Below are 23,403 nucleotides of genomic sequence, written 5' to 3'. Positions count from 1 at the left end.
ACGTGGAAGGAGGACGGAACGTGACCACCAGACTCATAGACGAGTCGCTGTTCGAAAGCGGGGAGACCCGGGGGACCCGGGAATTCGACGACGGGGATCCACCGCCTCTCGTGGGCGCCCGGTGCTCCGGGTGCGGCACCGTCGTCTTCCCCCGGCAGGCCTCGTGCCCCCGGTGTTCGGACGAGGCGATGTCCGCGCATGTGCTGCCGGTGAGCGGGCACGTGTGGTCGTGGACGCTCCAGGCGTTCCCGCCGAAACCGCCGTACCGGCCGCCGGCCGGCGGCCACCGGCCGTACCACGTGGGCTATGTGGACCTCGGTGAGGTGCTCGTCGAGGCGCGCCTCGCGGTGAGCCGCGCGGAGATCCGGATCGGTCTGCCGGTCCGGCTCACCTCGGTGCCCGCCTACCGGGACGAGGACGGGACCGAGGTGGCGACGTTCGCCTTCCGCCCGGAGCGGGACGGGGAGCGATGAGCCGGCCCGACGACGTCTATGTGGTCGGATGCGGGATGCACCCCTTCGGCCGCGACGAGAGCGTGAGCGGCATGGACATGGCCGCGCGTGCCGTACGCGAGGCTCTGGCGGACGCCGGTGTCGCCTGGGAGGAGATCGGCTACGCGGCCGGCGGCTCCGACGTGTCCGGCAAGCCCGACACGCTGGTGGGCCGACTGGGCCTGACCGGAGTGCCGTTCGTCAATGTGCAGAACGGCTGCGCGACCGGCGCCTCGACCGTGCTCGCGGTGGCCAGCGCGCTGCGCGCGGGTGAGGCCTCGCTGGGGCTGGCGGTGGGGTTCGACAAGCACGAGCGCGGTGCCTTCCACGTCTCCGCCGCCCGCTACGGCCTGGGCGACTGGTACGCCGAGACCGGCATGATGCTCACGACCCAGTTCTTCGCGCTGAAGACGCAGCGGTACCTGTACGAGCACGGCATCTCCGAGCGGGCGCTGGCAAAGGTCGCCGCGCGGGCCTTCCGCAACGGCTCGCACCATCCCCTGGCCTGGCGGCGCAAGCCGCTGACGGAGCAGGAGATCCTCGACTCCGCCGAGGTCAGTCCCCCGCTCACCCAGTACATGTTCTGTTCTCCCGGTCAGGGCGCGGCGGCCTTGGTCCTCGCCCTGGGCGACCGCGCGTTCGACCTGTGCGAACGTCCGGTGAGGCTGGCGTCGTTGGCCTTCCGGACCCGGCGGTTCGGTTCGTTCGAGGTGTTCTCGCCGTGGCTGCCGCCGGGACCGCACCGCAGCCCCAGCGTGGACGCCGCGGAGGCGGTCTTCCGCGCGGCGGGGGTGCGGCCCGCCGACGTACAGGTCGCCCAGTTGCAGGACACGGACAGCGGCTCGGAGCTGATCCACCTGGCCGAGACCGGACTGTGCGGCCACGGCGAGCAGGAGGAGCTGCTGACCGACGGCGCCACCGATCCCACGGGCCGGATACCGGTCAACACCGACGGCGGCTGCCTGGCCGGCGGGGAGCCCGTCGGCGCCTCCGGGCTGCGGCAGTTCCACGAGGTCGTACGACAGTTGCAGGGCCGGGCGCCCGGTGTGCAGGTGCCGGGCGACCCCCGGGTGGGCTTCACCCATGTCTACGGGGCGCCCGGGATCAGCGCGTGCTCGGTCCTGACGGTGTGAGAGGCGGCGGGCAGGTCATGGGGCGGGACGGCAGAACGGCGCTGGTGACCGGCGGGGCACGCGGCATCGGCCTGGAGATCGGCCAGCAGCTCGCGGACCGGGGACTACGGGTCCTGGTCGGGGCACGACGACCGGAGGCGGCCGAGGAGGCGTGTCGCGCCATCGGCCCGGCGGCGGTGCCGCTGGCGCTGGACGTGACCTCCGCGAAGAGCGTCGCGGAAGCGGTCGGCAAGGCACGGGACCTGGTCGGCGGGATCGACGTCCTGGTGAACAACGCCGGAGTGTCCCTGGACGGGGGACTACGGCCTCCGTACATCGACGAGGACATCCTGCGCGCGACGCTGGACACCAATCTCGCCGGCGCCTGGCGCGTGGCCGAGGCCGTCGTGCCGGGCATGGTGACAGCCGGCTACGGCCGGGTGGTGAACGTCACCAGCTCCTACGGTTCACTGACGCTGATGGACTCCGGCCGCCACCCCGCCTACCGGATCTCCAAGGCGGCGCTCAACGCCCTCACCCGGATGCTCGCGGCCGAGGTGGCCGGCACGGGCGTCCTGGTCAACGCCGCCGACCCCGGCTGGACCCGCAGCGGCATGGGCGGCCCGTCCGCCCCGCGCGGGCCGGAGGAGGGTGCGGACACGCCGGTCTGGCTGGCGACGCTTCCCGTGGGCGACGGGACGACGGGCGGGCTGTTCGCCGATCGCAGGCCACTGCCCTGGTGAGCAGGCCACTGCGGGGGTGAGGGGCCTCAGTCGGCCGGCTTCTGCTCGGCGGCGACGATGCGCAGCGCCAGCGCCCTGACCGCCTCCAGCACGGACCGGGAGGGCAGCTGGGACAGCGGTCCTCCCTCCGCCCGCAGTGCGGTGACGAGCATGGTCGTACTGATCAGCGTGCGGACCGCGAGGGCCTGTGTCGCGTGCCGGGCCTTGGCCGCGCGGGGGCTGCGCGTGGTGCCCTCGGGCAGATAGTCGTAGCCACGCTGGATGTGTCGCTGTTCGAACTCGTCCCTCAGTACCTTGACGTTGCCGTTGGCGGAGGCGACCTGCACCTGGTACAGCCGGGCCTCGTCCGGGTTCTGCTCCACCCAGTCCCACACGGCGTCGATGACACGGACCAGGCCTTCCGCGTCACCGGGTTCGGACTCCGGCCGGGCCGCCTCCACGACCGCGTTCAACTGGTCGAAGACCCGGCGCATGGCGAGTTCGAGCAGCTCTTCCTTGCCGTCGAAGTGGTAGTAGACGGCCGTGGGGACCACCTGGGCCTCGTCGGCGATGTCCTGGATGCTGGTCTCCGCGAAGCCGTTGCGGCCGAACACCCTCACTGCGGCGGTGATGATGTGCTGCCGCCGCGAGGGCCGGTGGGCGGGCTGCTTGCCGTTCTTCGTGGTGGCCATCATGCTCCCTGCCCGCTGCCTCGAGCCCGCGTCCGTGGACCCTGCGTACTGACCATTGTATCCAGTAACTCCCACCGTCCGTCCGTAAAACTCCTGCTGCGCGTTGGCCTCCGAGGCATCGAGGTCCCGGCATACTTGACAGCATGACGACATCCGGAACCCGCGCCGCTCACCGTCCCTCGCGCAAGCAGTGGGTGGTCGAGGCAGCCACGGAGTTGTTCGCCACGCAGCCGCCGGACGAGGTGACGGTGGCCGACATCGCCGCTCGTGCGGAGATGACCTCGGCAGCCGTGTACTACCACTTCTCCTCCAAGGACCAGATCCTGGCGGAGGCCATGCGGGCGTTCGCCGCCGCGCTGCGCGAGCAGTTGCAGGCGATCACGCAGGCCCACGAACCGGGCGCGGACACCGGAGCGGCCGTCACCTCGCTGCTGGCCTGGATGGGCGAGCACCGGTCGGCCGCCACGGTGTTCTTCGTGTCGTCGGCCGGCATGAGCCAGGACGCGGAGGCGCGGCGCCAGGAGAGCCGGACGGAGTTGCTGGACGAGTTGGTGCGGTTGATCCGCAAGGCCCGTACGTCCGTCTCCGACGCCGAGGCGGCGGTGATCGGCCTGGGTCTGCTGGCGCTGCTGGAGACCGCGGCGATCTCACAGGTCCGCGGCGACGACGTCTACCGGTCGCTGGGGCACCGCTCCTTCGTCCGCGAGGTCGGCGACCTCGCGGAGCGGATCGCCGACCCGGCCTCCTAGGCCGTGTCTGACAATTCCCGTCTGCCTCGCGACGCCATGCACGCACTCTCGGCGCACCGGGCGCAGACCCGAGTACGCCCAGTACGAGGGTCTACGCCCGGCACGCCGAGAGCACGCACCTGACGCCGCCAGGCCGCCCTCCGGGCGACGACGGGAATTGTCAGACACGGCCTAGTGCCGCGGCAGGCAACGTTTGCCCGACGGGGCAAACGTTGCCTGCCGGGGCACTGGAGATCCGGTCAGAGCAGCAGGCGCAGGGGCTTGCTCAGCAGCTCTCCGACCGTGCGCAGATAGTCGGCGGCGGGTGCCCCGTCGACGGCACGGTGGTCGAAGGTGAGACTCAGGGTGAGCACGCGTGTCCGCAGCGGCCTGTCCTCCGCCCACTCGACTCCGTCCCTGAGTCTGCCCACCCCGAGGATCGCGACATTGCCGGGGTTGATCACGGGGGTGAAGAAGTCGACGCCGTATCCGCCGAGCGAGGTGACCGTGAAGGTGGCCCCCTCCAACTGCGCGGGAGAGATACGCCCCTCGCGCGCTGCTTGGGCGAGTGCCCTCGACCGGCGGGCGATCTCGGTCAGCGGCAGCGCCACCGCGTCCTCGATCACGGGGACCATGAGGCCGCCCGGGACGGCCACCGCGAAGCCGAGGTGGATGCCGTCGAGCAGATGGACGCCGTCCTGCCGCACCGTCGCGTTGAGCAGTGGGTGCCGGCGCAGGGCGAGGGCCGAGGCCTTCAGCAGGAAGTCGTTGAGGCTGGGAACCGGCAGGTCGCTGTCGGCGCACTCCTCCTTGAGCCGGTCCCGCAGGGACACCACGGCGTCCATTCGCACCTCGTAGCCGTGCGTCAGCTGCGCCATCTCCTGGAGGCTGGCGTGCATCCGGCGGGCGATGGTGCCGCGCATCCCGGTGAGCGGGATGACATCACTGGTTCGCACGTGGGTGGGTCCGGCTGCCGGAGCGACTTCCTCCAGGTCCGCCCTGCGGATCCGGCCGCCCGGCCCGCTGCCGCTCACCTCGGAAAGGTCGATGCCCCGTTCCTTCGCCAGCTTGCGGACCAGCGGCGAGGAGGGGGTGCCGCCCGGCGGAAGTGGCGTGAGGAGGCCGCCGGGGCGGGACGCGAGGTACTCCTCCACGTCCTCGGACACGATCCGGCCACCCGGCCCCGTACCGCGTACGGCGGTGAGGTCGACGTCGGCGGCCGCGGCGACCCGCCGGGCGTTGGGTGAGGACAGCAGCCGGTCACCGCTGCCGTTGACGGTGGGGGGCGCGGCGGCACCGTCGCCGTCGAGGGCGGGCGCGGCGGCCGTGTCCGCGCCGATCCCGGAGCCGGCCGGCGTCGGCGGCTGCTCGCCCTCGGCCAGCAGCCAGCCGATGAGGGCCCCGGCCGGCACGGTGGCCCCCGCCGGGACCAGGGGGTGGAACAGGCCCGCGGCCTCCGCCTCGACGTCCACGTCGACCTTGTCGGTGGCCAGCCGCAGCAGCGCGTCGCCCTCCGCGACGGCGGCACCGGTGGGCACCAGCCACTCGTCGATCGTGCCTTCCTGCATGGTCAGGCCGATCTTCGGCAGCAGAACCTCGACCGCCACGTCGCTCACGACCTTTCGAGGAGGCGCCGGCAGCCCTGGGCGATGCGGGCGCGATCGGGGACGTACGCCTTCTCCAGGACCGGGGAGAAGGGCACCGGCGAGAAGGGGGCGCCGATGCGCAGGACCGGCGCGTCCAGGTAGTCGAAGACGGTGTCCTGGATCTGCGCGGCGATCTCCGCTCCGAGCCCGCCGAAGGTGACGGCCTCGTGCACGACGAGCACCCGGTTGGTGCGGCGGACGGAGGCGAACATCGTCTCGGTGTCCAGGGGCTGCACGGTGCGGGGGTCGATCACCTCGATCTCCACGCCCTCGGCGGAGAGCTCGTCGGCCGCCGCGAGGGCTTCCCCCACCATGCGGCCGAGGGCTATCACGGTGACGTCGGAGCCCTGTCGCGCGGTGTGCGCCCGGCCCAGCGGGATGCCGTAGATCTCCTCGGGCACCTCGCCGGCGCTGCCGAGCAGGACCTTGTTGAGCATGACGACGACCGGGTTGTCGTCCCGGATGGCCGAGACGGTCAGGCCCTTGGCGGTGTAGGCGTCGCACGGCATGACGACCTTGAGGCCGGGCACGTGGGCCAGCCAGGCCTCCAGGCTCTGGCTGTGCTGTGCCGCGGCGCCCAGGCCCGCTCCGGAGGCGGTGGTGATGGTGAGCGGCACGGACAGCGCGCCGCCGAACATGTACTTCATCTTCGCCGCCTGGTTGACGATCTGATCGAGGCAGACGCCGATGAAGTCCATGAACATCAGGTCGACGACGGGGCGCAGCCCCCGGGCGGCGGCTCCCACGCCGAGGCCGACCAGAGCGGCTTCGGAGATCGGGGTGTCGATCATGCGGCGGGGGCCGAACTCGTCGAGCAGGTTGTCGAACATACGGAACACGCCGCCGTATCCGGCCACGTCCTCGCCGGCGACGAAGACGTTCTCGTCCTCGCGCATGGCCTGGGCGAGTCCCTCGTTGAAGGCCTTGACGTAGGTGAGTTTCCGCGTGGCGACGACCGGGGTGACGGCGGACGCTTCAGTGGTGGTGGTCATGGCGGTCATCCCGAGTAGACGTTGAGCAGCAGGTCGGCGGGGTCGGGCAGCGGGCTCGCCTCGGCGTACGCGATGGCCTCGGCGATCTCCTCGCGCGTGCGCCGCCATACGTCGTCCAGTTCCGCGCGGGTCGCGCTGCCGTCGGCGACCGCCCGGGCCTCGATCAGGTCGACGGGGTCGCGGGACTTCCACTCGGCGACCTCCTCGTCCGAGCGGTAGGGGTGCCGCAGGCCCTTGACGCCCTGGTGGTCGAAGTAGCGGTAGGTCTTGGCCTCGATCATCATCGGGCCCGCGCCGGCCCGGGCCCGTTCGACGGCTTCGGTGGCGGCGCGGTGGACGGCGATCGCGTCCATGCCGTCGACGATCACACTGGGCATGCCGTAGGCGGCGGCCCGGTCGGCGACGTCGGTGAGCAGCATGTGCCCGGACTGCGGGGTGAACTCCGCGTAGCCGTTGTTCTCGCAGACGAAGACCACCGGCAGCCCGAGGATCGCGGCCATGTTGGCGCCCTCGTGGAAGGCGCCGATGTTGGTGGCGCCGTCGCCGAAGAAGGTCACGGCGACGCTGTCCTCGCCCTTGTACCGGGCGGCGAAGGCGGCGCCGACGGCGATCGGGACGCCCGCGCCGACGATGCCGTTGGCGCCGAGCATGCCGCGGGTGAGGTCGTTGATGTGCATGCTTCCGCCGCGGCCGAGGCACGCGCCGGTGACCCGGCCGTACAGCTCGGAGTACATCTCGCGGAAGCCGACCCCCTTGGCCACGGCGTGTCCGTGGCCTCGGTGGGTGGAGGTGATCTGGTCGTCGTCGCGCAGGGCCGCCATGACGCCGGCGGCCACGGCTTCCTGGCCGACATACAGATGCAGGAAGCCGGGCAGTTTGCCCGCCTCCATGAGTCTTCCCGCCTCGGTCTCGAAGAGCCGTATGCGGACCATGCGCTCGTGCAGGTCCTTCACGACCGGCGGGCTGACCTGGGTGCTGACCTGCGGGGATTTCTTCGACGTCGTTGACGCTCGTTGAGCCATCGTCCGCCCCTTCGTCCGAGGGAGGTTGCCAAGCAATCGGACTTACTTATGCCGGTCTACAGTAACCAGCACGGGGCACCTTACTGAACAGCGTCTCTAATTACTACGCCCCGGACCCGGCTCGCCGCCCCGTGCGTCCACCAACTCCACGACGTTGCCCTCCGGATCCGTCCAGAAGCTGATCCGCCGGCCGCGCACCCGGACGACGACGGGGTTCGACAGGGGCCGGGCACCCGCGGCCGGCAGCGCCGCCACCACCGGCTCCATGTCGTCGAGATGGAAGGTGAGATACGACAGGCCCGCGCGCCCGGCCGAGCAGGGCACCGCATGCGCCGCCACCGGCTCCGACAGGGGAAGGATCAGCTTGACGCACCCCCCGGAGGGCACCCGCAGCCAGACGACCACCAGCTCGCCGCCGAGCCCGGCCGGACCCCCGATGGACTCCGGTACGCGCGAGCGGTGCTCGGCGCGACAGCCGAGCACGTCGCCGTAGAAGCGCTCCATCAGCGCCAGGTCCCGCACCACCACCCCCACCTCGAACGGCCGCGTCATGACCATCACACCCACCCCCAGGGGACACCGAGCGGTGACTTCGACACTTTCTATTGACAGACCACACTAAGTCCTGTTGTCGTTTCGGACACGACCCAGCCGTCGCGTTTCGAAGCCGGTCACCGGCTCGCGGCTGGGAGGATTGTGAGGACATCGTGGTCCAGACCAGTTCGCCGGAGATTCGGGAGACGGACGCCGAGGGCAGGGCGCCGGTCGCGGCCCCCTCCGCCCCCGCCACCCCGGAATACGCGTCGTGGATCAGCCGGGACCGGTCCACCGACGCGGCGTCCGTGACGATGCGGCGGGAAGCGGCCGAACTCGTCGAGCGGGTGATGGCGCACTACCGCGACAGCACGACGCACGAGGCGGACGGCCAGTGGACGGAACCCGTGGCCAACTACCTCGACGCCGACCGCTGGCAGCGCGAGATCGACACCGTCCACCGGAGCGTGCCGCTGCCGCTCGCCATGTCCTGCGAGCTTCCGGGGCCGAACACCTACAAGGCGATCGACGTGCTCGGCATCCCCGTGCTGATCACGCGTGACCGACAGGGCACCGTGCACGCGATGATCAACGCGTGCCGGCACCGGGGGGCCAAGCTCCTCGAAGCCGGTTGCGGGGTGGCGAAACGGCTCACCTGTCCGTACCACTCCTGGTCCTACGACCTGGCCGGGGAGCTGCGGGGCGTGTACGCCGAGAAGACCTTCGGCGAGGTTGCGCGCGGGGGGCGCAGCCTCGTCGGACTCCCGGCCGGGGAACGCGCGGGCATCGTCTTCGTCTCGCTGGACCCGGCGGCCGAGCCCGACCTGGACGCGTGGCTGGGCGATCTGCAGCCCCTGCTGGAGGGCCTCCGGCTGGCGGAGTGCCACCACTACTCCACCGGCGAACTGACCAGTCCCAACTGGAAGGTCACCCTCGACGGGTATCTGGAGACGTACCACTTCGCCTCGCTGCACCCGAAGACGGTGTTCGAGACGAACCTCTCGAACATGATGGCCCACGACACCTGGGGCCCCCACCAGCGCATCGCGCCGGCCCTGCGCCCCATCGCGCAGGCGGTCGAGCTGCCGCCGGACCGGCGTGACCCCGGGGACTGTGTCGGGCCCATCTACTGGCTCTTCCCGGGCCTCGCGATCGCCGGCGGCTGGCGCCAGAAGATCGCCGTCTCCCTGGTGCTCCCCCGGACGCCGACCGAGTCGGTGACGCAGCAGATCATCCTGCTGCGGGAACCGGCGGTCACCGAGGAGGAGCGCCAAGCCGCCGACCGGTTCGGCGCGTGGTTCCACGAGGTGGTCCGCGACGAGGACTACGCGACCACCTACGGAGTCCAGCAGGGTCTGAAGGCCCTCGACGGGACCGACTTCGTCTTCGGACGCAACGAGCCCGGGCTCCAGCACTTCCACCGCACCATTCACCGACACCTGGACAGTGGCGCCACAGCAGCCCCCAGAGCCGCCAGGTGAGCAACCAACAACACTCGCGGGAGAACACCATGGTGGCAACGGGCAGCCTCGACGGGCGTGTCGCGGTGATCACGGGCAGCACGCGCAGCATCGGCCGCGCCATCGCCGAGGCCTTCCTCGCCGACGGCGCCACGGTCGTCGTCAGCGGCCGCAGCGAGGTCAAGGGCAAGCAGGCCCTGGAGGAGATGGGCGCCGGGGACCGGGCCGTCTTCCACCCCTGTGACGCGGGCAGCCAACAGGACATCGAGGGCCTCGCCGACTTCGCCGCCGAGCGCTTCGGCAGGCTCGACATCTGGGTCAACAACGTGGGCGGCAGCTCCGGCTTCGCCCCGATCCACCAGCTCAGCGACGAGGCGTGGCACGACGCCCTCAACCTGAACGTCAACAACTACTTCTACGGCACCCGCCGGGCGCTGCCGAAGATGCTGGAAGGCGGCTGGGGCCGCATCATCAACATCTCGTCGGTGGAGGGCAAGCAGGCCAACAAGCCCGCGATCAGCCACTACATCACCAACAAGCACGCCATCCACGGCCTGACCAAGGCGACCGCGTTCGAGTACGGCACCCAGGGCATCACCTGCAACGCCATCTGCCCCGGCGCCGTCGACACCGACCTCATGCGGGCCGCGGGTCCCGCCGCGGCGGAGGCCGAGGGCATCAGTTACGAGGAATGGCTGGGCCGGTTCGCCGAGCATGCCGCCACGAAGCAGATCACCACGGTGGAGCAGATCGCGGCCGTCGCCTCGCTGCTCGCGAGCGAGGCCGGTGCGGGTATCACCGGCGCGCTGATCAGCGTGGACGGCGGAACGGCGCAGTGGTAGGCCGGGGACGGACAGGGGCAGGCACGGGTACGGACAGCGGGAGACCTCGGTCATGAAGAGCTGGATCACGGACTGGCAGCGCAGTGAGCGGCTGCCGCACTACACCCGCGCCAACGCGGGCGAGACCCTGCCGGACCCCGCCAGCCCGCTGGGCTGGACCCTGGTCTGGGGGCGGGGCCTGCAGGGCTGGCGCAACGGCTTCGTCGGGTTCGGCATCTACCGCGAGGAGGAGGTGGCCGGCCCCCGCCCGCCGTTCGTCGGCATGTTCGGCGGCCACTTCTACCTCAATCTGTCGCACATGCGGCTGTTCGGCATCCGGATGGGCCAGACGGCGGACCAGATCGACGCCGCCTTCGTCGGTCAGCGCTCCGACACGCCGGTGTACGTGGCGCACCCGGACGACCGGGACGAGGAGCTGACCGCCAAGGCGGGCGCGACGCTGCAGCGGATGCTCGGCCAGACCGGCTTCCCGGAGGCCGACGCCGACCGGGAACGGCTGCGCGCCCTGCGCCGCGCGCGACCCGACCTGGCCCAGCTGTCCGACGCGGAACTGATCGCGCACGCACGGTCGTTGCTGGACGAGGTGGAGACCACCTTCCGGCGACACGTCGAGTCGTCGCTGCCCGCCTCCGTCGGACCGGCGATCCTCGGCCCGCTGTGCGCGAGCGTGGACCGCCCCGGCGCCATGCTCGACCTGATCGGCGGGCTCGGCGACGTCGACTCCGCCTCCCCCTCGACCGGGCTGTGGACGCTGTCCCGCCAGGTGGCGGCCTCGGCGGAGCTGAGCGCGCTGTTCGACCGGGGTCCGGCCGCGGTGGAGCAGGCGCTCGACGGGGCCGCCGGGGACGTGAAGGCGTTCCGTGACTCCTTCGAGGAGTTCCTGGCGGAGTCCGGCGACCGCGGCCCCAACGAGTGGGACATCCACGCGCTGTCCTGGGAGGCGGCGCCCGTCCAGGCACTGGCCCTGGTCGACCGGATCCGGCACAGCCCCGACGACGACTCCCCGGCCGCCCGACGGAGGCGGCTGACGGAGGGGCGTGAGCGGACGGCCCGGGAGATCCGGGCCGCGCTGCCCGAGGAGACCCGGGCCATGTTCGACGCCGGCCTGCACGCCTCCCAGGTGTGGATCCCGGCCCGCGAGCGCACCAAGGCGAACTGCGTCACCGTCGTCAACGAGATCCGCATGGCCGTACGGGAGCTCGGCCGCCGGGGCGTCGAGGCGGGGCTGTTCGCCCGGCCGGAGGACGTGATGATGCTCCTGGACACCGAACTCGACGAGTACGTCGCCGCCCCGGAGTCCTTCGGTCCCGTCATCGCGCGGCGGCTGGAGGAGTACGCGGGCCTGCACGACCTGGAGCCGCCGTTCTTCGTCGCCGACGACACGCAGACCGAGGTCGACTCCTGGCTGCGACGCGCCGAGGAGCGGACAACGGCGGCCGTCGAGGGTGATGTGCTCGGGGGTGTGGGCGGCAGTCATGGCACGTACACCGGCACCGTGCGGGTGGTCACCGACCCGGCGTCGTGCGAGGCGCTGGAGCCCGGCGAGGTGCTGGTCGCGCCGATCACGGACGCGGCCTGGACCCCCCTGTTCCTGGTCGCGGGAGCGGCGGTCGTGGATGTGGGCGCGCTCAACAGCCACGCCGTGGTGGTCTGCCGTGAGCTGGGCATCCCGGCCGTGATCTCCGTCGAGGGCGGGACGCGACGGCTGCGGGACGGGATGGTGATCACGGTCGACGGCGAGAAGGGCACGGTCACCGTGGACAGCGTGCCGGCATCGCTCGGCGTCTGAGAGAAGGTCCCAGAAACGCGTGGGCCCGCCGCTCCCCCCGACGGGGCGGCGGGCCCACGGCCATGATCGCGAAGGGAACACGCAGTGCCAGAGGAAAACGCACAGGAGATCATCGTCGCCGGCTGGATGGACTACGCGCCCGGCGACCGCGACAGGATGCTGGAACACCTGGTCGTACTGGGACACCGGACCCGTGCGGAGGAGCCGGGCTGCCTGGACTACGCGATGACCGCGGACCCGGGCGACGAACAGCGGATCCGGGTGTATGAGCGGTGGGTCTCCCAGGAAGCCCTCGACGAGCATTTCACCACCCCGCACATCAAGGACTTCCGGGCGGCGGTGGCCGGTTTGACGCGCGTCGGGGTCTCCTTGCAGGCACACACCGTGGCCTCGTCACGAGCCATGCGCTGACTCTCCCAGCCGCACCAGCATCTTGCCGACGTTGCCGCCGCCGAGCAGGGCCAGCAGCGCTCCCGCGGCGTTCTCCAGGCCGTCCACGACCGTCTCGCGCGCGGTGATCCGGCCCTCGGCGAGCCAGCCCGCGACCCGCCGCTCGAACTCCGGCCGCAGGTCGTCGTGGTCGCGGACGATGAAACCGCGCAGGGTCAGCCGCTTGAGGACCGCCTGGATCAACTGGTTGATGTCGGCGGCCCGTCGGTCGCCGCCGAACTGCGACATCATGCCGCACAGGGCGACCCGGCCACCGGTGCGCAGCGCGTGCAGCGCGGCGGCGAGCTGCTCCCCGCCGACGTTGTCGAAGTACACGTCGATGCCCTCGGGCGCCAGCCGGGCCAGCGCGTCGCGCACCGGCTCGGCACGGTAGTCCGCGGCGGCGTCGTAGCCGAACTCCTCCACCAGCAGGGCACACTTGGCCGGGCCGCCGGCGGTCCCGATGACGCGGTCCGCCCCCAGCAGGCGCGCGAACTGGCCGGCGGCGGTGCCGACCGCGCCGGCTGCCGCCGACACGAAGACGGTGTCACCCGCGCCCACCGCCGTGATCCGGGTCAGACCCACGTACGCGGTGAACCCGGTCTGGCCGAGCAGGCCCAGCCAGGTGGGCAGCGGGGCGAGCCGGGGGTCGATGCGACCGGCGCCGTCCGTGTGCGCCGCGTCCAGCACGGCCCGCTCCCGCCAGCCGAGCTGATGGCGCACGTAGGTGCCCGGCGGCACCGAGGCACAGCGGCTCTCCTCCACGACACCGAGGGCACGGCCGTCGAGCGGCGAGCCCGGGGTGAAGTTGTGCGTGTAGTGCTTCTCGGTGCTCTCCAGACGTCCGCGCATGGACGGGTCGACGCTCATGTAGAGGTTGCGCACGAGCACCTGCCTCTCCCCCAGGGGCGGCAGCTCGCGTTCCTCGACGGCGAAGTCGGTGGGGAGCGGTTCTCCATCGGGTCTGCGCACGAGACAGACCACCCGGGTGGTACGGGGTGTCACGGGGTCACTGCTCCGGCTGCCGGGTCGTACGCCGCAGGGCGAGGCGGCCGACCCAGCCGGCCATCTGGAGGTCGGCGTGGCGCAGTTCGCCCGACTGCCACCGGGCCTGGAAGTCGAAGACGCCCCGCGCTCCCGTCCTGGGGTCGGTCACCTCGACCAGTCCGTCCTCGGTGAGCCGGTACACATGCCCGGTCAGTGGGTGGATCACTTGCTTGGCCATGGGGCCCTCACTCCTGCACTCGGCGGCGCACGCCGCGCTTGGTCACGGTCACCGGGCCCTCGACCCGGAGCAGGCAGGCGAGCCGGGTCAGACCGTCCACCGGCCTGCGCAGGGCCTCGATGCCCTCGCGTTCCAGCGGGCCCACCGGGGAACAGTTCTCGGCGCCCTCCTCCACCTGGACGAAGCAGGTGCGGCAGGTGCCCTTGCCGCCGCAGACCGTGGGCCAGCGGTAGCCGAGCCGCCGGGCCGCGGTGAACAGGTCCTCGCCGTCGAGGACTTCGATCTCGACGCCCAGGGGCCCGAGCGCGACCCGGTGGGTCACTTGTCCATCCACTGGTCGAGCGTGCGGTTGAAGTGACGGATGCGGCTCTCCTGGTAGTTGGCGAGCGTGATGCCCGGCTTGCGCATCGCCTTCAGGCCCTGCTGGACGTAGGGCAGGTTCTCGCAGTCCTGGTCGAAGACGGGTCCGAGCACGCCGAGTTCGGGGATGTCGGCGAAGAGCATGTCCTCCGGCACCCAGCGGATCTTCGCGGGGGGCGGGATGTCACCGGGCTGCTTCGGGGACGACATGAAGATGATCTCTGCGGTGCAGGAGTCGGGGTCGAGGCCGTTGGGCCGGAAGCGGTAGATGATGTTCGACTTGGCGCCGCCCCAGGGGTTGAAGTTGGGGAACAGCAAGTAGTTGATGGCGTCGAGCAGTTCGGTGTCCGGGGTGGCGGAGAAGTCCTGCTGCGAGGTGGCCGCCAGTTGCGCGCGCATCCGCTCGGCGAGGACCTGGCGGGCGGTGCCGCCGGGAGGGATGGCCGGAAGCTCGTCGCCCTCCCCCCGCACCAGGTCACGTCCCTGCGCGGCGGCGTAGAAGGCTCGCGAGTCGTAGAAGGTCTCCAGGACGTCCTCCTCCGTGACGGAGTCCGCCACGTGCGGGCTGGGCGCGCCCTGGATGTTGATCATCCGGTTCCAGTTCGGCTGGTCCGCCATGACGTCGTACTGGGAGTTGGCGTCGGCGAGCCACGGCAGCATCTGCGGGTGGGTGGCGATCACGTGGAAGGACTCGATGAACGCGTCCTGCGCGATCTTCCAGTTGCAGGGCAGGACCTTGCCGATGTGCAGTGACTTGTACCGGTTCTCCAGCGGCCAGATGTAGTAGTCGTCGAAGGTGCCGCGATAGCTGTCGAAGGACTCGGCGTACGGGTCCATGTTGATGAAGACGAAGCCGCGCCAGGTGGCCACCTGGGCCTCGGGCAGGGCGAACTTCTCCGGGGTGACGTGCGGGAAGTCCCAGGCGCAGGGCGGGGTCTGCAAGGTGCCGTCGAGGTTCCAGGCGAAGCCGTGGAAGGAGCAGCGGAACTCTCCGACATTGCCGCCGGAGGTGCGCAGCTTGCGTCCGCGGTGCAGGCAGACGTTGACGAAGGCACGGATCTCGTCGGGGGCGGTGCGGACGACGATGAGGGAGTCGTCGCCGATCTCGTACACCTCGTGGTCGCCGACCTCGGGAATCTCGCTCTCCAGGCAGGCGAACTGCCAGACGCGCCGCCACACCTGCCGCATCTCGCGTTCCGCCCACTCGCGGGAGGTGAAGCGGGCCGTGTCGATGTCCTCGCTGCCGAGGGGGTCGTTGCGCTCATACCTCAGCGCGGCGGGAACGGGGCGGCTGTCCTGGTCGAGGTAGTCCTGGACGCTGGGCCCGGGGCACCGCGCAGTGGCCGGCTCCGACGTTTCGTCCATCATCTCTCCTCCGGCAGAAACTTTAGAGCGAGTGTAGTTACCCCTGACGGCAACGAGCAACACTCGAGCAGCCGGATCGACCCCACACCTTTCCAGTTCACGCCCCGATTGGACCGCGAGCCTGGAATTTCTTGGGGCGACCCTCTCCCCAAGCCCGCCGGGGCATGTCACACTCCGACCCACTTGAGGCTGTAGTGCCTCATAAGTTTCTCGGTGTCTTCCCCCTTCCGGGACGGTCTCTGCCCTCCCGGCCACAGCCCCGCGGCGATCCGCTCCGGGGCAACACACCACGGGAGTACTCAACGATGAGTTCCAGACCCCGTCGCGCGGTCCGCCGCGCCCTCACGGCGACCGTCCCCGTCACCGCCCTGCTCGCCCTGGCGGCGTGCGGCCCCGGCACGACTCCCGCCGCCGACTCCGCCAAAGCGGCGGCCTCGGACTCCCCCGGACTGATCGCCGCCCGCAAGGCCGTGGAGAAGTACGCACAGCACCCGAACCGGATCCCGGTCACCGAACCGGTGGGCAGGAAGATCCCCTCCGACAAGAAGATCGACTTCATTCTGTGCGGCGTGCAGTCCTGCCAGGACCTGGCCAACTTCTTCACCGCCGGCGCCAACGAACTCGGATGGCAGGTCAAGCAGATCGCCACCCAGGGCACGCCGGAGACCGTCCAGGCCGCCTACGAACAGGCGCTGCGCGACAAGCCGGACGCCGTCGTCTCCTCCGGATTCCCGCGGGCGGTGTACGCCAAGCAGCTGGCGCAGCTGAAGGCGGCGGGCATCCCCGTCATCCAGTCGAACGCCGACGACGTGGTGGGCGACGGCGTCTCCCTGCTCAAGAACGGGCCCGACGACGTCGCCGTCCAGGGCGAGATGCTCGCCTCATGGGTGGTGTCCGACAGCGACGCCCAGGCCGACACCGTCTACTTCGACCTGCCCGCCTACACCATCCTCAAGCCCGTCAAGGACACCTTCGCGGCCAAGTACAAGGAGTGGTGCGAGGGCTGCGCGCTGGACACCGTCGACGTGCCGATCACCTCGATCGGCAAGGACATGCCGGACCGCGTGGTGTCGTACCTCCGCTCGCACCCGAAGGTGACCCACGTCGTCTTCTCTCTCGGCCTGCTCAACGTGGGTGTCCCGGCCGCGTTGAAGACCGCCGGCATCACCGGCAAGCACATCGCCGTGAACGTGGGCGACGGGCAGAACTACCAGTACATCCAGAGCGGCCTCAGCGACGCCGCGATGGCACTGAACTCGCACGAGGCCGCGTGGCTCCAGGTCGACGCGCTGGCCCGCCACTTCGCCGGCCTGTCCATGGACGTGGACCAGAAGGCGGTCCTGCCCAACATGCTGATCACCAAGGACAACCTCCCGAAGTCTCTCGGCGACTTCCCGATCGTCGAGGACTACCAGGCGCAGTTCAAGGCGCTGTGGGGACTGAGTTGACCGGGCCGGTGCTCCGGGTGGCCGCCCTGTCGAAGAGATTCGGCGGCACCCAGGCACTCGAGGACGTCGATCTCGAGGTCTCGCCCGGCGAGATCCACGCCCTGATCGGGCCCAACGGCTCCGGCAAGTCCACCCTCATCAAGATCCTCGCCGGCTACCACCACGCGGAGCCGGGTGCCGTGGCCGAACTCGACGGTGAGCCCTTCGATCTCGGCCAGGTAGCGGCCTCCCGCCATGACCGGCTCCGCTTCGTCCACCAGGAGCTGGGACTGGTGGGCGAGTTGAGCGCCATCGACAACCTCGCCCTGAGTCACGGCTTCGCCCGCACGGCCCTCGGCAACATCCGCTGGCCTGAGATGGAGCGGCGGACGAGCGCACTCGTCGAACGGTTCGGCGTCGGCATCGACGTACGCCGGCCCCTGGCGACGGCGACCCCCGTCCAGCGCACGGTGGTGGCCATCGCCGCCGCACTCCAGGGCTGGGAGGGCCGCCGCGGTGTCCTGGTGCTCGACGAGCCCACCGCCGTGCTGCCGCCCGGCGAGGTGGCCCGCCTCTTCGACATCGTGCGGGAGGTCCGTGACGCCGGCGCCGGCGTCCTGTACGTCTCGCACCGGATGGACGAGATCTTCGCGCTCGCCGACCGGGTCACCGTGATCCGCGGCGGGCGCCGGATCGCCACGCGCCCGGTCGCCGAGCTCACTCCGCGTTCGCTGGCGGAGTTGATGGCGGGCGAGGAGATGGAGACGGACCATCGTCCCGCGCCTCCCACCGGCCTCGCCGAGCCCGTGCTGGAGGTACGCGACCTGTGGGCCGGCCCCCTGCGGGGAGTCGGCTTCGACCTGGCCGGGGGCGAGCGCCTGGGCATCACCGGTCTGGCCGGCTCCGGGCACGAGATCGTGCCGTACGCGGTGTGCGGGGCCCATGCCGGGCGGGTGAGCGGCAGGCTGCGGCTGCCGGGACGCTCCGAGCGGTGGACCGAGGTGCGCGACGCCGGCGGCCTGGGCCTTCCCCTGGTCCCGGCCGACCGGGCGGGCGAGGGAGTGATCGGCGACTTCTCGGTCGGCGAGAACCTCACCCTGCCGCTCCTGGAGCGGCTGCGCGCCCGTTCCGGGCGGCTGCGCCGACGCCGCGAATCCGCCCTGGCCGAGGACTGGATCAGGCGGGTCGGCGTGCGTACCGCCGGACGCGGCGCCCGGATCACCACGCTGAGCGGCGGCAACCAGCAGAAGGTCGTCATGGCCCGCTGTCTGGCCCAGCGCCCGCCGGTGCTGACGCTGTGCGAACCCACGGCGGGCGTGGACATCGCCACCCGGCTGCAGCTGTACGACCTGATAGAGCGCCAGGCCCACGAGGGCATGGGCGTCATCGTGTCCTCCACCGACACGCAGGACCTGCTCGCGCTGTGCACCCGCGTCCTGGTGGTACGGGACGGCCGGATCGCACGCGAGATCAGCGGCCGGGACATCACCGAGCCCGCGCTCGTGCACGCCATGGAAGGAACCGAGTGACATGAGGCCCAACCCGACCCGGGCGGCGGCCGCCCTGTCGTTCCGGAACATCGGCGCCGTGTACGTGTGGCTGGTCATCGTCGTGCTCTTCTCCGTATGGGCGCCGGACACGTTCCCGACCCTCATCACGGTCAAGCAGGTGCTGAACGGCAACGCCGTGGCGGGCCTGGTGGCGCTCAGCGTCGTACTGCCGCTGGCCGCCCGCGTCTTCGACCTGTCGGTCGCCTACACCATGTCGCTCACCAGTGTGCTGACCGCACACTTCCTGGTCTCCACGGGTCTCGGCCCCTTCGCCTCGACCACCCTGGCGATGACCGCGGCCCTGCTGGTCGGGGTGGTCAACGCCATCGTGGTGGTGATCCTGCGCGTCGACTCGTTCATCGCCACCCTGGCCACCGGGGCGCTCATACAGTCCCTGATCACCATGGTCACCAACGACAGCTCCATCACCGGTGTGCAACTGCTCGCCCAGCCGTTCGCGGACATCGCCCAGCTCGACGCGGGCGGCATCACCCTGCCGGTGCTGTATCTGCTGCTCGCCGCCCTCGCCATCTGGTTCGTGCTGGAACACACCGCCACCGGGCGCCGGTTGTACGCGACCGGTTTCAACGCCGACGCGGCCCGGCTGCAGGGGGTGCGCACCGACCGGCTGCGCTTTCTGACGCTGGTGGCCTCCGCGCTGCTCTCCGGTTTCGCCGGCGTCGTCTTCGCGTCGTCGGTCGGATCCGGATCGCCGACCGCGGGCACCCCGTATCTGCTGTCGGCCTACGCCGCCGCGTTCGTCGGGGCGACCCAGTTCCACGCGGGCCGCTTCAACGCCTGGGGCACCGTCCTCGCGGTCCTCCTGCTCGGCACGGGCATCACGGGACTCGGGCTCGCCACCAGCGCCCAGTGGGCCGCGAGCCTGTTCACCGGTTCGGTCCTCATCGTGGCGCTGGTCCTCACGGGTGGCCGGATCGCCCTGCCCACCGTTCTACGCCGCCGGACGGGGACCCGTCCGGCCCCGACTACAGCAAGGACATCCGATGATGAAGGCCGTTCAGTACCTGCGGGTGGGGCACGCTCCTGAGGTCGTGGAGGTTCCGGTTCCCGAACCCGGCCCCGGCCAGGTGCTGTTGAAGGTGACGGCGGCGGGCCTGTGCCACTCCGATCTGGCGGTGATGGGCTGGCCCGAGGAGGTGTTCCCCTACGCCCTGCCGATGCCCCTCGGTCACGAGGGTGTCGGGACGGTGGCGGCACTCGGCGCCGGCGTCACCGCCGTGGCGGAGGGCGAGGCCGTGGCCGTGTACGGCCCGTGGGGCTGCGGTCGCTGCCACCAGTGCGCCGAGGGCAGGGAGAACTGCTGTCCGCACGCCGCGGGGCTGGGCATCCTGCCTCCCGGGCTCGGCCGGCCCGGCGCGCTGGCGGAGTACATGCTGGTGGACTCGCCGCGCCACCTGGTCCCGCTGCACGGGGTCGACCCCGTGCAGGGGGCGCCCCTCACCGACGCCGGGCTGACCCCGTATCACGCGATCCGCAGGTCGCTGACGAAGCTGCTGCCCGGCAGCACGGCGGTGGTGATCGGCGTCGGCGGGCTGGGGCACCTCGCCGTGCAGTTGCTGCGCGCGCTGACCCCCGCCCGGGTGGTCGCCCTAGACACGAGTGAGGAGAAGCTGGACCTGGCGGGCAAGGTCGGCGCCCACGAGACGCTGCTCTCCGACGGCGCGGCGGCCGCACGGATCCGGGAACTCACCGGCGGTACGGGTGCGGAGGTCGTCCTGGACTTCGTCGGAGCCGAGGCGACCCTGGCGGTGGCCGCCGCGGCGGTGGCGGTGGCGGGCGATGTCACGGTCGTCGGCCTCGGCGGGGGCACTCTGGCCGTCGGCTTCGGCGGCGGACTGCCGTTCGAGGTGTCGGCCTCCTTCCCCTACTGGGGCAGCCGGACCGAGCTCATGGAAATCCTCGAACTCGCACGGCAGGGCCTCGTGTCCTCCCACGTCGAGACGTTCACTCTCGAGCAGGCCCCGGAGGCGTACGAGCGTCTGCACGCCGGTGACATCAGCGGGCGTGCGGTGGTGCTGCCGCACGGCTGACCCGGAATCCGGAAAGGGCCGGCGCCCGATGCACTCATGCGCCGGCCCTTTCCGGCGCCTCCACCATCCGCCGCACGCACCGCCCGAGCACCGTCAGGAACTCCGGCGTCTCCCACGGCCCCACGTCCACCCGCCCGGTGTCGTCCACGCCGAGGTCCTGCACGTCGTAGCGGCCCCGGCAGTGGCCGAGGGTGAAGTAGCAGACCTCGCCGAGGCCGCGCCGCTTGAGATACAGCACCGGTCGGGGCGCGCTGTCGAGGGCCGCCGTGTCGCCCTCGGCGAAGCCGCGGCAGGGCCCCGTGTACTCGGCGTGCAGCAGCACCTCCAGCTCGCCGTGCAGCTCGCACACGTACAGCTCGTCGGTGACCGTGAAGGGCGCGATCCCCGCCACCAGCGGATGGTCGGGCCGGGTCACCAGCACCTCGTACGGCTCGATCGGCGGGTGAGCCAGGAACTGGCTGCCGAGGACCTGCGCCAGTTCTCCGAGGAGCCGTGGCGTCGTGAACACCCGCGGCCCGCCACGTGCCGGGGGCTCGATCACCGCGTTGGTGCCGTGCAGGGCGAGCCAGCGTCCGCCCCGCTCGACAAAGCGTGCCAGCGCGGCCCGCTGCGCCGGGCGGGGCCGGACGTCGCAGGTGTAGGTGACCAGCAGGTCGGCCCGGTCGAGGGCGGCCACGCAGTCGTAGTCCTGGTACACCGTGGTGCGCACCCGCGGATGCTCGCCGAGCAGTTCCAGCAGCCGCAGCCGCGCGTGGTCGACGTCGTGCCAGCGGCCGCCGCAGACCAGCACGGCGTCCAGGCGGCCGGCCGGGCCCGCCACGGCTCAGTACTGGACGCGGGTGAGCAGCCCGCCGTCCACCACGAGGTTGACCCCGACACAGAAGGAGCCGGTGCGCCCGAGCAGGAACGCCACCGCGGCGGCCACGTCCTCGGCGGTGCCGTAGCGGCCGATCGGCAGCTTGGCGAGCACCTCCTCGTACACCTCCGGGCGGCTGGTGCGGATGGTCTCCCAGGCGCCGCCGGGGAAGTCGATCGGGCCGGGTGAGACGGTGTTGACGCGGATGCCCTTCGGCGCGAGGGCGTGTGCGAGGGCGGAGGCGTGCTGGACGACGGCCGCCTTGAGCGCGGAGTACGAGTTCGCGCCGGCGGGGCGCGCGGTGTCGGAGGCGTTGGTGGTGCCGATGGCCACGACGGCGGCCCGGTCGGAGGCCTCCAGGTGGGGAAGGGCCGCCTCGACGAGTCCCGCGAAGGGGATCAGGTCGCCGCGCAGGCTCGCTTCCCAGGAGTCGGGGCCCTTGACGTTGCCCGCCGACACGTTGGACACCAGCAGGTCCAGGCCGCCGAGTTCACCGGCCGCCCGCTCCACGAAGCCCGTGAGGGCGGCCGGATCGGTGACGTCGACCGGTTCCGCGAAGACGGTGGCCCCCTCGGCCCGCAGTTCGGCGGCCGCCTTGGCCAGTCCCTCCTCGCCCCGGGCGCACAGGGCCAGTGCGCAGCCCTCGGCCGCCAGGGTCTCGGCGATCGCCCGGCCGATGCCCCGGCTCGCACCGGTCACCAGCGCCTTCGCGCCTGTCAGTCCCAGATCCATCGATGTCACTCCTTTGTGAGAACGCTTCTTGGAAGCCTCTTAGTTGCCGGGAAGCTGTGAGAACGGCGCCCGGTCCGCCCGTGGCTCGGGCGGCAGCTTCAGCACCCGTTCGCCGATCAGGTTGCGCTGGATCTGGTCGGTCCCTCCGGCCAGGCGGTAGCCGGGGGCGCCGAGGAGATGCTGGGTCCAGGCGAAGGTGCCCGGTTCCCCGGTGTCGGCGCTGATCCGCGCCCCCATCAGCTCGGCGGCGACCTGTCCCGTGCGGGTGAGCAGCTCGGAGGCCATGAGCTTGGTCAACGACGCCTCCGGACCCGGCCGACCGCCGGCGGCGCTCGTCCTGGCGACGCGGTCCACGGTTGCCGCGCGCAGGGCGGCGCGTACGTACAGGTCGGCGAGGCGCTGGCGGACCAGCGGGTCCGAGGTGCGGCCGAGGGAGCGGGCCAGCGCGAGAACGTCCGCGAAAGTGCCGCCCTTGCGACGGTTGCCGCCGCCGGAGGCGGTCCGTTCGAAGGCGAGTGTGGTGGTGGCGACCTCCCAGCCCTGGCCCGGTCGCCCGATCCGGAGCCGGTCCGGGACACGGACGCCGCTGAGGAAGACCTCGTTGAAGGAGGCGCCGCCACTCATCTGACGGATGGGGCGGACCTCGACTCCCGGGGCGTCCATCGGGACCAGGAAGGCGGTGATGCCTGCCTGTTTGACGACGTCCGGGTCGGTGCGGGCGAGCAGCAGACCGTAGTCGGCGAACTGGGCACCCGAGGTCCACACCTTCTGGCCGTCGATCACCCACTCCTCACCCTCCTGCCGGGCACGGGTGCGCAGGGCCGCGAGGTCGGATCCGGCGCCGGGTTCGCTGAAGAGCTGGCAGGCCAGCAGGTCGGTGCGCAGGAACGCGCGTGCGTACTCGTGGAGTTGCTCGGCCGTCCCGAACAGGGAGACGGCCATCGCGACCAGGCGCACGGTGACGCTGATCAGTTCGGTGGACGGCGGCACCTCGAACGCGGACTCCTCCTGGGCGAAGACGGCCACGTGGGCGGCGGTCAGGCCCGCGCCGCCCTTGTCCTCGGGGAGGGTCAGCGCCTGGTAGCCGGCGTCGAAGCGGGCCCGCTGGTAGGCACGGCAGCGCTCCAGCAGCAGGCGTTCCTCGTCCTCGGGAAGGTTGTGGAACACAGCGAGGTCGGCGGCGTCCGCGGACTCCGGCGTCCGCGCCGGTTCCAGCACGGTGGCCAGCCACTGCCGGACCTGTGTGCGCCATGCGTCCGGATCGGGCTGGGACATGGCTCCTCCTTGGGCACTTACCAGACGAGAGATTCAGTAACGGGGAGGGGGTGTATGCGTCGCCGACCGCTGAACATGCGAGAACGGCTCCATCTGAGACCAG

24 protein-coding genes are annotated in these 23,403 nt (G+C 71.3%); 12 read left to right on the top strand and 12 right to left on the bottom strand.

What is annotated here, in order from left to right; genetic code table 11:
* Positions 1-20 precede the first annotated feature (20 nt).
* Genes OG852_RS45930 through OG852_RS45920 form a run of 3 tightly spaced genes read left to right on the top strand, consistent with a single transcriptional unit; the run spans position 21 to position 2,346 of the window.
* On the top strand, positions 21-473 hold the full coding sequence (locus tag OG852_RS45930; protein WP_330351057.1) for a Zn-ribbon domain-containing OB-fold protein: 453 nt from the start codon (positions 21-23) through the stop codon (positions 471-473).
* Positions 470-1,624, top strand: a complete 1,155-nt coding sequence (locus tag OG852_RS45925; protein ID WP_330351056.1) for a thiolase family protein — start codon at positions 470-472, stop codon at positions 1,622-1,624. The genes OG852_RS45930 and OG852_RS45925 overlap by 4 nt, the downstream gene beginning before the upstream one ends.
* Positions 1,603-2,346 carry an SDR family NAD(P)-dependent oxidoreductase gene (locus tag OG852_RS45920; RefSeq protein WP_330351055.1) on the top strand — a complete coding sequence of 248 codons (744 nt, stop codon included), beginning with the start codon at positions 1,603-1,605 and terminating at the stop codon, positions 2,344-2,346. Before OG852_RS45925 ends, OG852_RS45920 begins: the two co-directional genes overlap by 22 nt.
* A gap of 26 nt (positions 2,347-2,372) precedes the next feature.
* On the opposite strand, the gene OG852_RS45915 is transcribed toward OG852_RS45920, so the two are convergent.
* Complete coding sequence (locus OG852_RS45915; RefSeq protein WP_330351054.1) at positions 2,373-3,017, bottom strand: TetR/AcrR family transcriptional regulator; 645 nt, start codon at positions 3,015-3,017, stop codon at positions 2,373-2,375.
* Between the two features lie 143 nt (positions 3,018-3,160).
* On the opposite strand from OG852_RS45915, the gene OG852_RS45910 reads away from it, so the two are divergent.
* Positions 3,161-3,766 (top strand): TetR/AcrR family transcriptional regulator, encoded by a 606-nt coding sequence (locus OG852_RS45910; RefSeq protein ID WP_330351053.1) that lies wholly within the window; start codon positions 3,161-3,163, stop codon positions 3,764-3,766.
* Between the two features lie 239 nt (positions 3,767-4,005).
* Here the strand turns inward: OG852_RS45910 and OG852_RS45905 are convergent, their stop codons facing one another.
* The 4 genes from OG852_RS45905 to OG852_RS45890 form a co-directional block, all read right to left on the bottom strand.
* Positions 4,006-5,352 carry a 2-oxo acid dehydrogenase subunit E2 gene (locus OG852_RS45905; protein ID WP_330351052.1) on the bottom strand — a complete coding sequence of 449 codons (1,347 nt, stop codon included), beginning with the start codon at positions 5,350-5,352 and terminating at the stop codon, positions 4,006-4,008.
* Positions 5,353-5,357: 5 nt separating this feature from the next.
* The gene (locus OG852_RS45900; RefSeq protein WP_133915382.1) at positions 5,358-6,383 is read right to left on the bottom strand and encodes an alpha-ketoacid dehydrogenase subunit beta; all 1,026 of its coding nucleotides are present in this window, start codon (positions 6,381-6,383) and stop codon (positions 5,358-5,360) included.
* A gap of 5 nt (positions 6,384-6,388) precedes the next feature.
* The gene (locus OG852_RS45895; RefSeq protein WP_330351051.1) at positions 6,389-7,405 is read right to left on the bottom strand and encodes a thiamine pyrophosphate-dependent dehydrogenase E1 component subunit alpha; all 1,017 of its coding nucleotides are present in this window, start codon (positions 7,403-7,405) and stop codon (positions 6,389-6,391) included.
* 96 nt (positions 7,406-7,501) lie between these two features.
* Positions 7,502-7,957, bottom strand: a complete 456-nt coding sequence (locus tag OG852_RS45890; protein ID WP_330351050.1) for a VOC family protein — start codon at positions 7,955-7,957, stop codon at positions 7,502-7,504.
* 155 nt (positions 7,958-8,112) lie between these two features.
* Between OG852_RS45890 and OG852_RS45885 the strand changes: the two genes are divergently transcribed.
* The 4 genes from OG852_RS45885 to OG852_RS45870 all read left to right on the top strand — a co-directional run bounded on the left by OG852_RS45885 (position 8,113) and on the right by OG852_RS45870 (position 12,441).
* Positions 8,113-9,420, top strand: a complete 1,308-nt coding sequence (locus OG852_RS45885; RefSeq protein WP_133915380.1) for an aromatic ring-hydroxylating oxygenase subunit alpha — start codon at positions 8,113-8,115, stop codon at positions 9,418-9,420.
* Positions 9,417-10,241: an SDR family NAD(P)-dependent oxidoreductase gene (locus tag OG852_RS45880; protein WP_330351049.1), complete on the top strand. Its 825-nt coding sequence runs from the start codon at positions 9,417-9,419 to the stop codon at positions 10,239-10,241. Before OG852_RS45885 ends, OG852_RS45880 begins: the two co-directional genes overlap by 4 nt.
* A 52-nt stretch (positions 10,242-10,293) precedes the next feature.
* Positions 10,294-12,030, top strand: a complete 1,737-nt coding sequence (locus OG852_RS45875) for a PEP-utilizing enzyme (RefSeq protein ID WP_330351048.1) — start codon at positions 10,294-10,296, stop codon at positions 12,028-12,030.
* An 84-nt stretch (positions 12,031-12,114) separates the two neighbouring features.
* On the top strand, positions 12,115-12,441 hold the full coding sequence (locus tag OG852_RS45870; protein ID WP_330351047.1) for a putative quinol monooxygenase: 327 nt from the start codon (positions 12,115-12,117) through the stop codon (positions 12,439-12,441).
* Here the strand turns inward: OG852_RS45870 and OG852_RS45865 are convergent.
* Genes OG852_RS45865 through OG852_RS45850 form a run of 4 tightly spaced genes read right to left on the bottom strand, consistent with a single transcriptional unit; the run spans position 12,424 to position 15,409 of the window.
* The gene (locus OG852_RS45865) at positions 12,424-13,464 is read right to left on the bottom strand and encodes an NADP-dependent oxidoreductase (RefSeq protein ID WP_330351046.1); all 1,041 of its coding nucleotides are present in this window, start codon (positions 13,462-13,464) and stop codon (positions 12,424-12,426) included. The genes OG852_RS45870 and OG852_RS45865 overlap by 18 nt on opposite strands.
* Before the next feature lie 4 nt (positions 13,465-13,468).
* Positions 13,469-13,684 carry a transposase gene (locus tag OG852_RS45860; RefSeq protein ID WP_133915377.1) on the bottom strand — a complete coding sequence of 72 codons (216 nt, stop codon included), beginning with the start codon at positions 13,682-13,684 and terminating at the stop codon, positions 13,469-13,471.
* Positions 13,685-13,691: 7 nt separating this feature from the next.
* Entirely contained in the window at positions 13,692-14,006 is a 315-nt protein-coding gene (locus tag OG852_RS45855; RefSeq protein ID WP_133915527.1) for a 2Fe-2S iron-sulfur cluster-binding protein, read from the bottom strand.
* Positions 14,003-15,409 carry an aromatic ring-hydroxylating oxygenase subunit alpha gene (locus tag OG852_RS45850; protein WP_330351045.1) on the bottom strand — a complete coding sequence of 469 codons (1,407 nt, stop codon included), beginning with the start codon at positions 15,407-15,409 and terminating at the stop codon, positions 14,003-14,005. The genes OG852_RS45855 and OG852_RS45850 overlap by 4 nt, the downstream gene beginning before the upstream one ends.
* A 305-nt stretch (positions 15,410-15,714) precedes the next feature.
* On the opposite strand from OG852_RS45850, the gene OG852_RS45845 reads away from it, so the two are divergent.
* From OG852_RS45845 to OG852_RS45830, 4 genes are read left to right on the top strand one after another with little or no spacing between them, the layout of a single operon-like run.
* Positions 15,715-16,857 carry a substrate-binding domain-containing protein gene (locus OG852_RS45845; RefSeq protein ID WP_133915375.1) on the top strand — a complete coding sequence of 381 codons (1,143 nt, stop codon included), beginning with the start codon at positions 15,715-15,717 and terminating at the stop codon, positions 16,855-16,857.
* On the top strand, positions 16,842-18,365 hold the full coding sequence (locus OG852_RS45840) for a sugar ABC transporter ATP-binding protein (protein ID WP_330351044.1): 1,524 nt from the start codon (positions 16,842-16,844) through the stop codon (positions 18,363-18,365). The genes OG852_RS45845 and OG852_RS45840 overlap by 16 nt, the downstream gene beginning before the upstream one ends.
* A 1-nt stretch (position 18,366) precedes the next feature.
* A complete protein-coding gene (locus tag OG852_RS45835; RefSeq protein WP_133915373.1) occupies positions 18,367-19,434 on the top strand; it encodes an ABC transporter permease in 1,068 nt (355 codons plus the stop codon).
* On the top strand, positions 19,394-20,437 hold the full coding sequence (locus OG852_RS45830; RefSeq protein ID WP_330351619.1) for an NAD(P)-dependent alcohol dehydrogenase: 1,044 nt from the start codon (positions 19,394-19,396) through the stop codon (positions 20,435-20,437). Before OG852_RS45835 ends, OG852_RS45830 begins: the two co-directional genes overlap by 41 nt.
* Before the next feature lie 34 nt (positions 20,438-20,471).
* Here OG852_RS45830 and OG852_RS45825 read toward each other — a convergent pair whose 3' ends face one another.
* The 3 genes from OG852_RS45825 to OG852_RS45815 are packed head-to-tail and all read right to left on the bottom strand — an operon-like array spanning position 20,472 to position 23,300.
* On the bottom strand, positions 20,472-21,257 hold the full coding sequence (locus OG852_RS45825) for a ThuA domain-containing protein (RefSeq protein WP_330351043.1): 786 nt from the start codon (positions 21,255-21,257) through the stop codon (positions 20,472-20,474).
* Between the two features lie 3 nt (positions 21,258-21,260).
* Positions 21,261-22,025, bottom strand: coding sequence for an SDR family NAD(P)-dependent oxidoreductase (locus tag OG852_RS45820; RefSeq protein WP_330351042.1), 765 nt, complete (start codon positions 22,023-22,025; stop codon positions 21,261-21,263).
* A 39-nt stretch (positions 22,026-22,064) separates the two neighbouring features.
* Complete coding sequence (locus OG852_RS45815) at positions 22,065-23,300, bottom strand: acyl-CoA dehydrogenase family protein (protein WP_133915370.1); 1,236 nt, start codon at positions 23,298-23,300, stop codon at positions 22,065-22,067.
* Positions 23,301-23,403: the final 103 nt, after the last annotated feature.

It is taken from the genome of Streptomyces sp. NBC_00582 (assembly GCF_036345155.1).
Taxonomy (GTDB): domain Bacteria; phylum Actinomycetota; class Actinomycetes; order Streptomycetales; family Streptomycetaceae; genus Streptomyces.
This window is presented reverse-complemented; position numbering and strand designations above follow the sequence as displayed.

What these genes read in the sequence shown, in the direction of transcription:
- OG852_RS45850 (WP_330351045.1), bottom strand. Translation starts at nt 15,409, where the DNA reads ATGGACGAAACGTCGGAGCCGGCCACTGCGCGGTGCCCCGGGCCCAGC.
- OG852_RS45835 (WP_133915373.1), top strand. Translation starts at nt 18,367, where the DNA reads ATGAGGCCCAACCCGACCCGGGCGGCGGCCGCCCTGTCGTTCCGGAAC.
- OG852_RS45890 (WP_330351050.1), bottom strand. Translation starts at nt 7,957, where the DNA reads ATGACGCGGCCGTTCGAGGTGGGGGTGGTGGTGCGGGACCTGGCGCTG.
- OG852_RS45875 (WP_330351048.1), top strand. Translation starts at nt 10,294, where the DNA reads ATGAAGAGCTGGATCACGGACTGGCAGCGCAGTGAGCGGCTGCCGCAC.
- OG852_RS45895 (WP_330351051.1), bottom strand. Translation starts at nt 7,405, where the DNA reads ATGGCTCAACGAGCGTCAACGACGTCGAAGAAATCCCCGCAGGTCAGC.
- OG852_RS45915 (WP_330351054.1), bottom strand. Translation starts at nt 3,017, where the DNA reads ATGGCCACCACGAAGAACGGCAAGCAGCCCGCCCACCGGCCCTCGCGG.
- OG852_RS45925 (WP_330351056.1), top strand. Translation starts at nt 470, where the DNA reads ATGAGCCGGCCCGACGACGTCTATGTGGTCGGATGCGGGATGCACCCC.
- OG852_RS45900 (WP_133915382.1), bottom strand. Translation starts at nt 6,383, where the DNA reads ATGACCACCACCACTGAAGCGTCCGCCGTCACCCCGGTCGTCGCCACG.
- OG852_RS45830 (WP_330351619.1), top strand. Translation starts at nt 19,394, where the DNA reads ATGAAGGCCGTTCAGTACCTGCGGGTGGGGCACGCTCCTGAGGTCGTG.
- OG852_RS45815 (WP_133915370.1), bottom strand. Translation starts at nt 23,300, where the DNA reads ATGTCCCAGCCCGATCCGGACGCATGGCGCACACAGGTCCGGCAGTGG.
- OG852_RS45910 (WP_330351053.1), top strand. Translation starts at nt 3,161, where the DNA reads ATGACGACATCCGGAACCCGCGCCGCTCACCGTCCCTCGCGCAAGCAG.
- OG852_RS45820 (WP_330351042.1), bottom strand. Translation starts at nt 22,025, where the DNA reads ATGGATCTGGGACTGACAGGCGCGAAGGCGCTGGTGACCGGTGCGAGC.
- OG852_RS45845 (WP_133915375.1), top strand. Translation starts at nt 15,715, where the DNA reads ATGAGTTCCAGACCCCGTCGCGCGGTCCGCCGCGCCCTCACGGCGACC.
- OG852_RS45860 (WP_133915377.1), bottom strand. Translation starts at nt 13,684, where the DNA reads ATGGCCAAGCAAGTGATCCACCCACTGACCGGGCATGTGTACCGGCTC.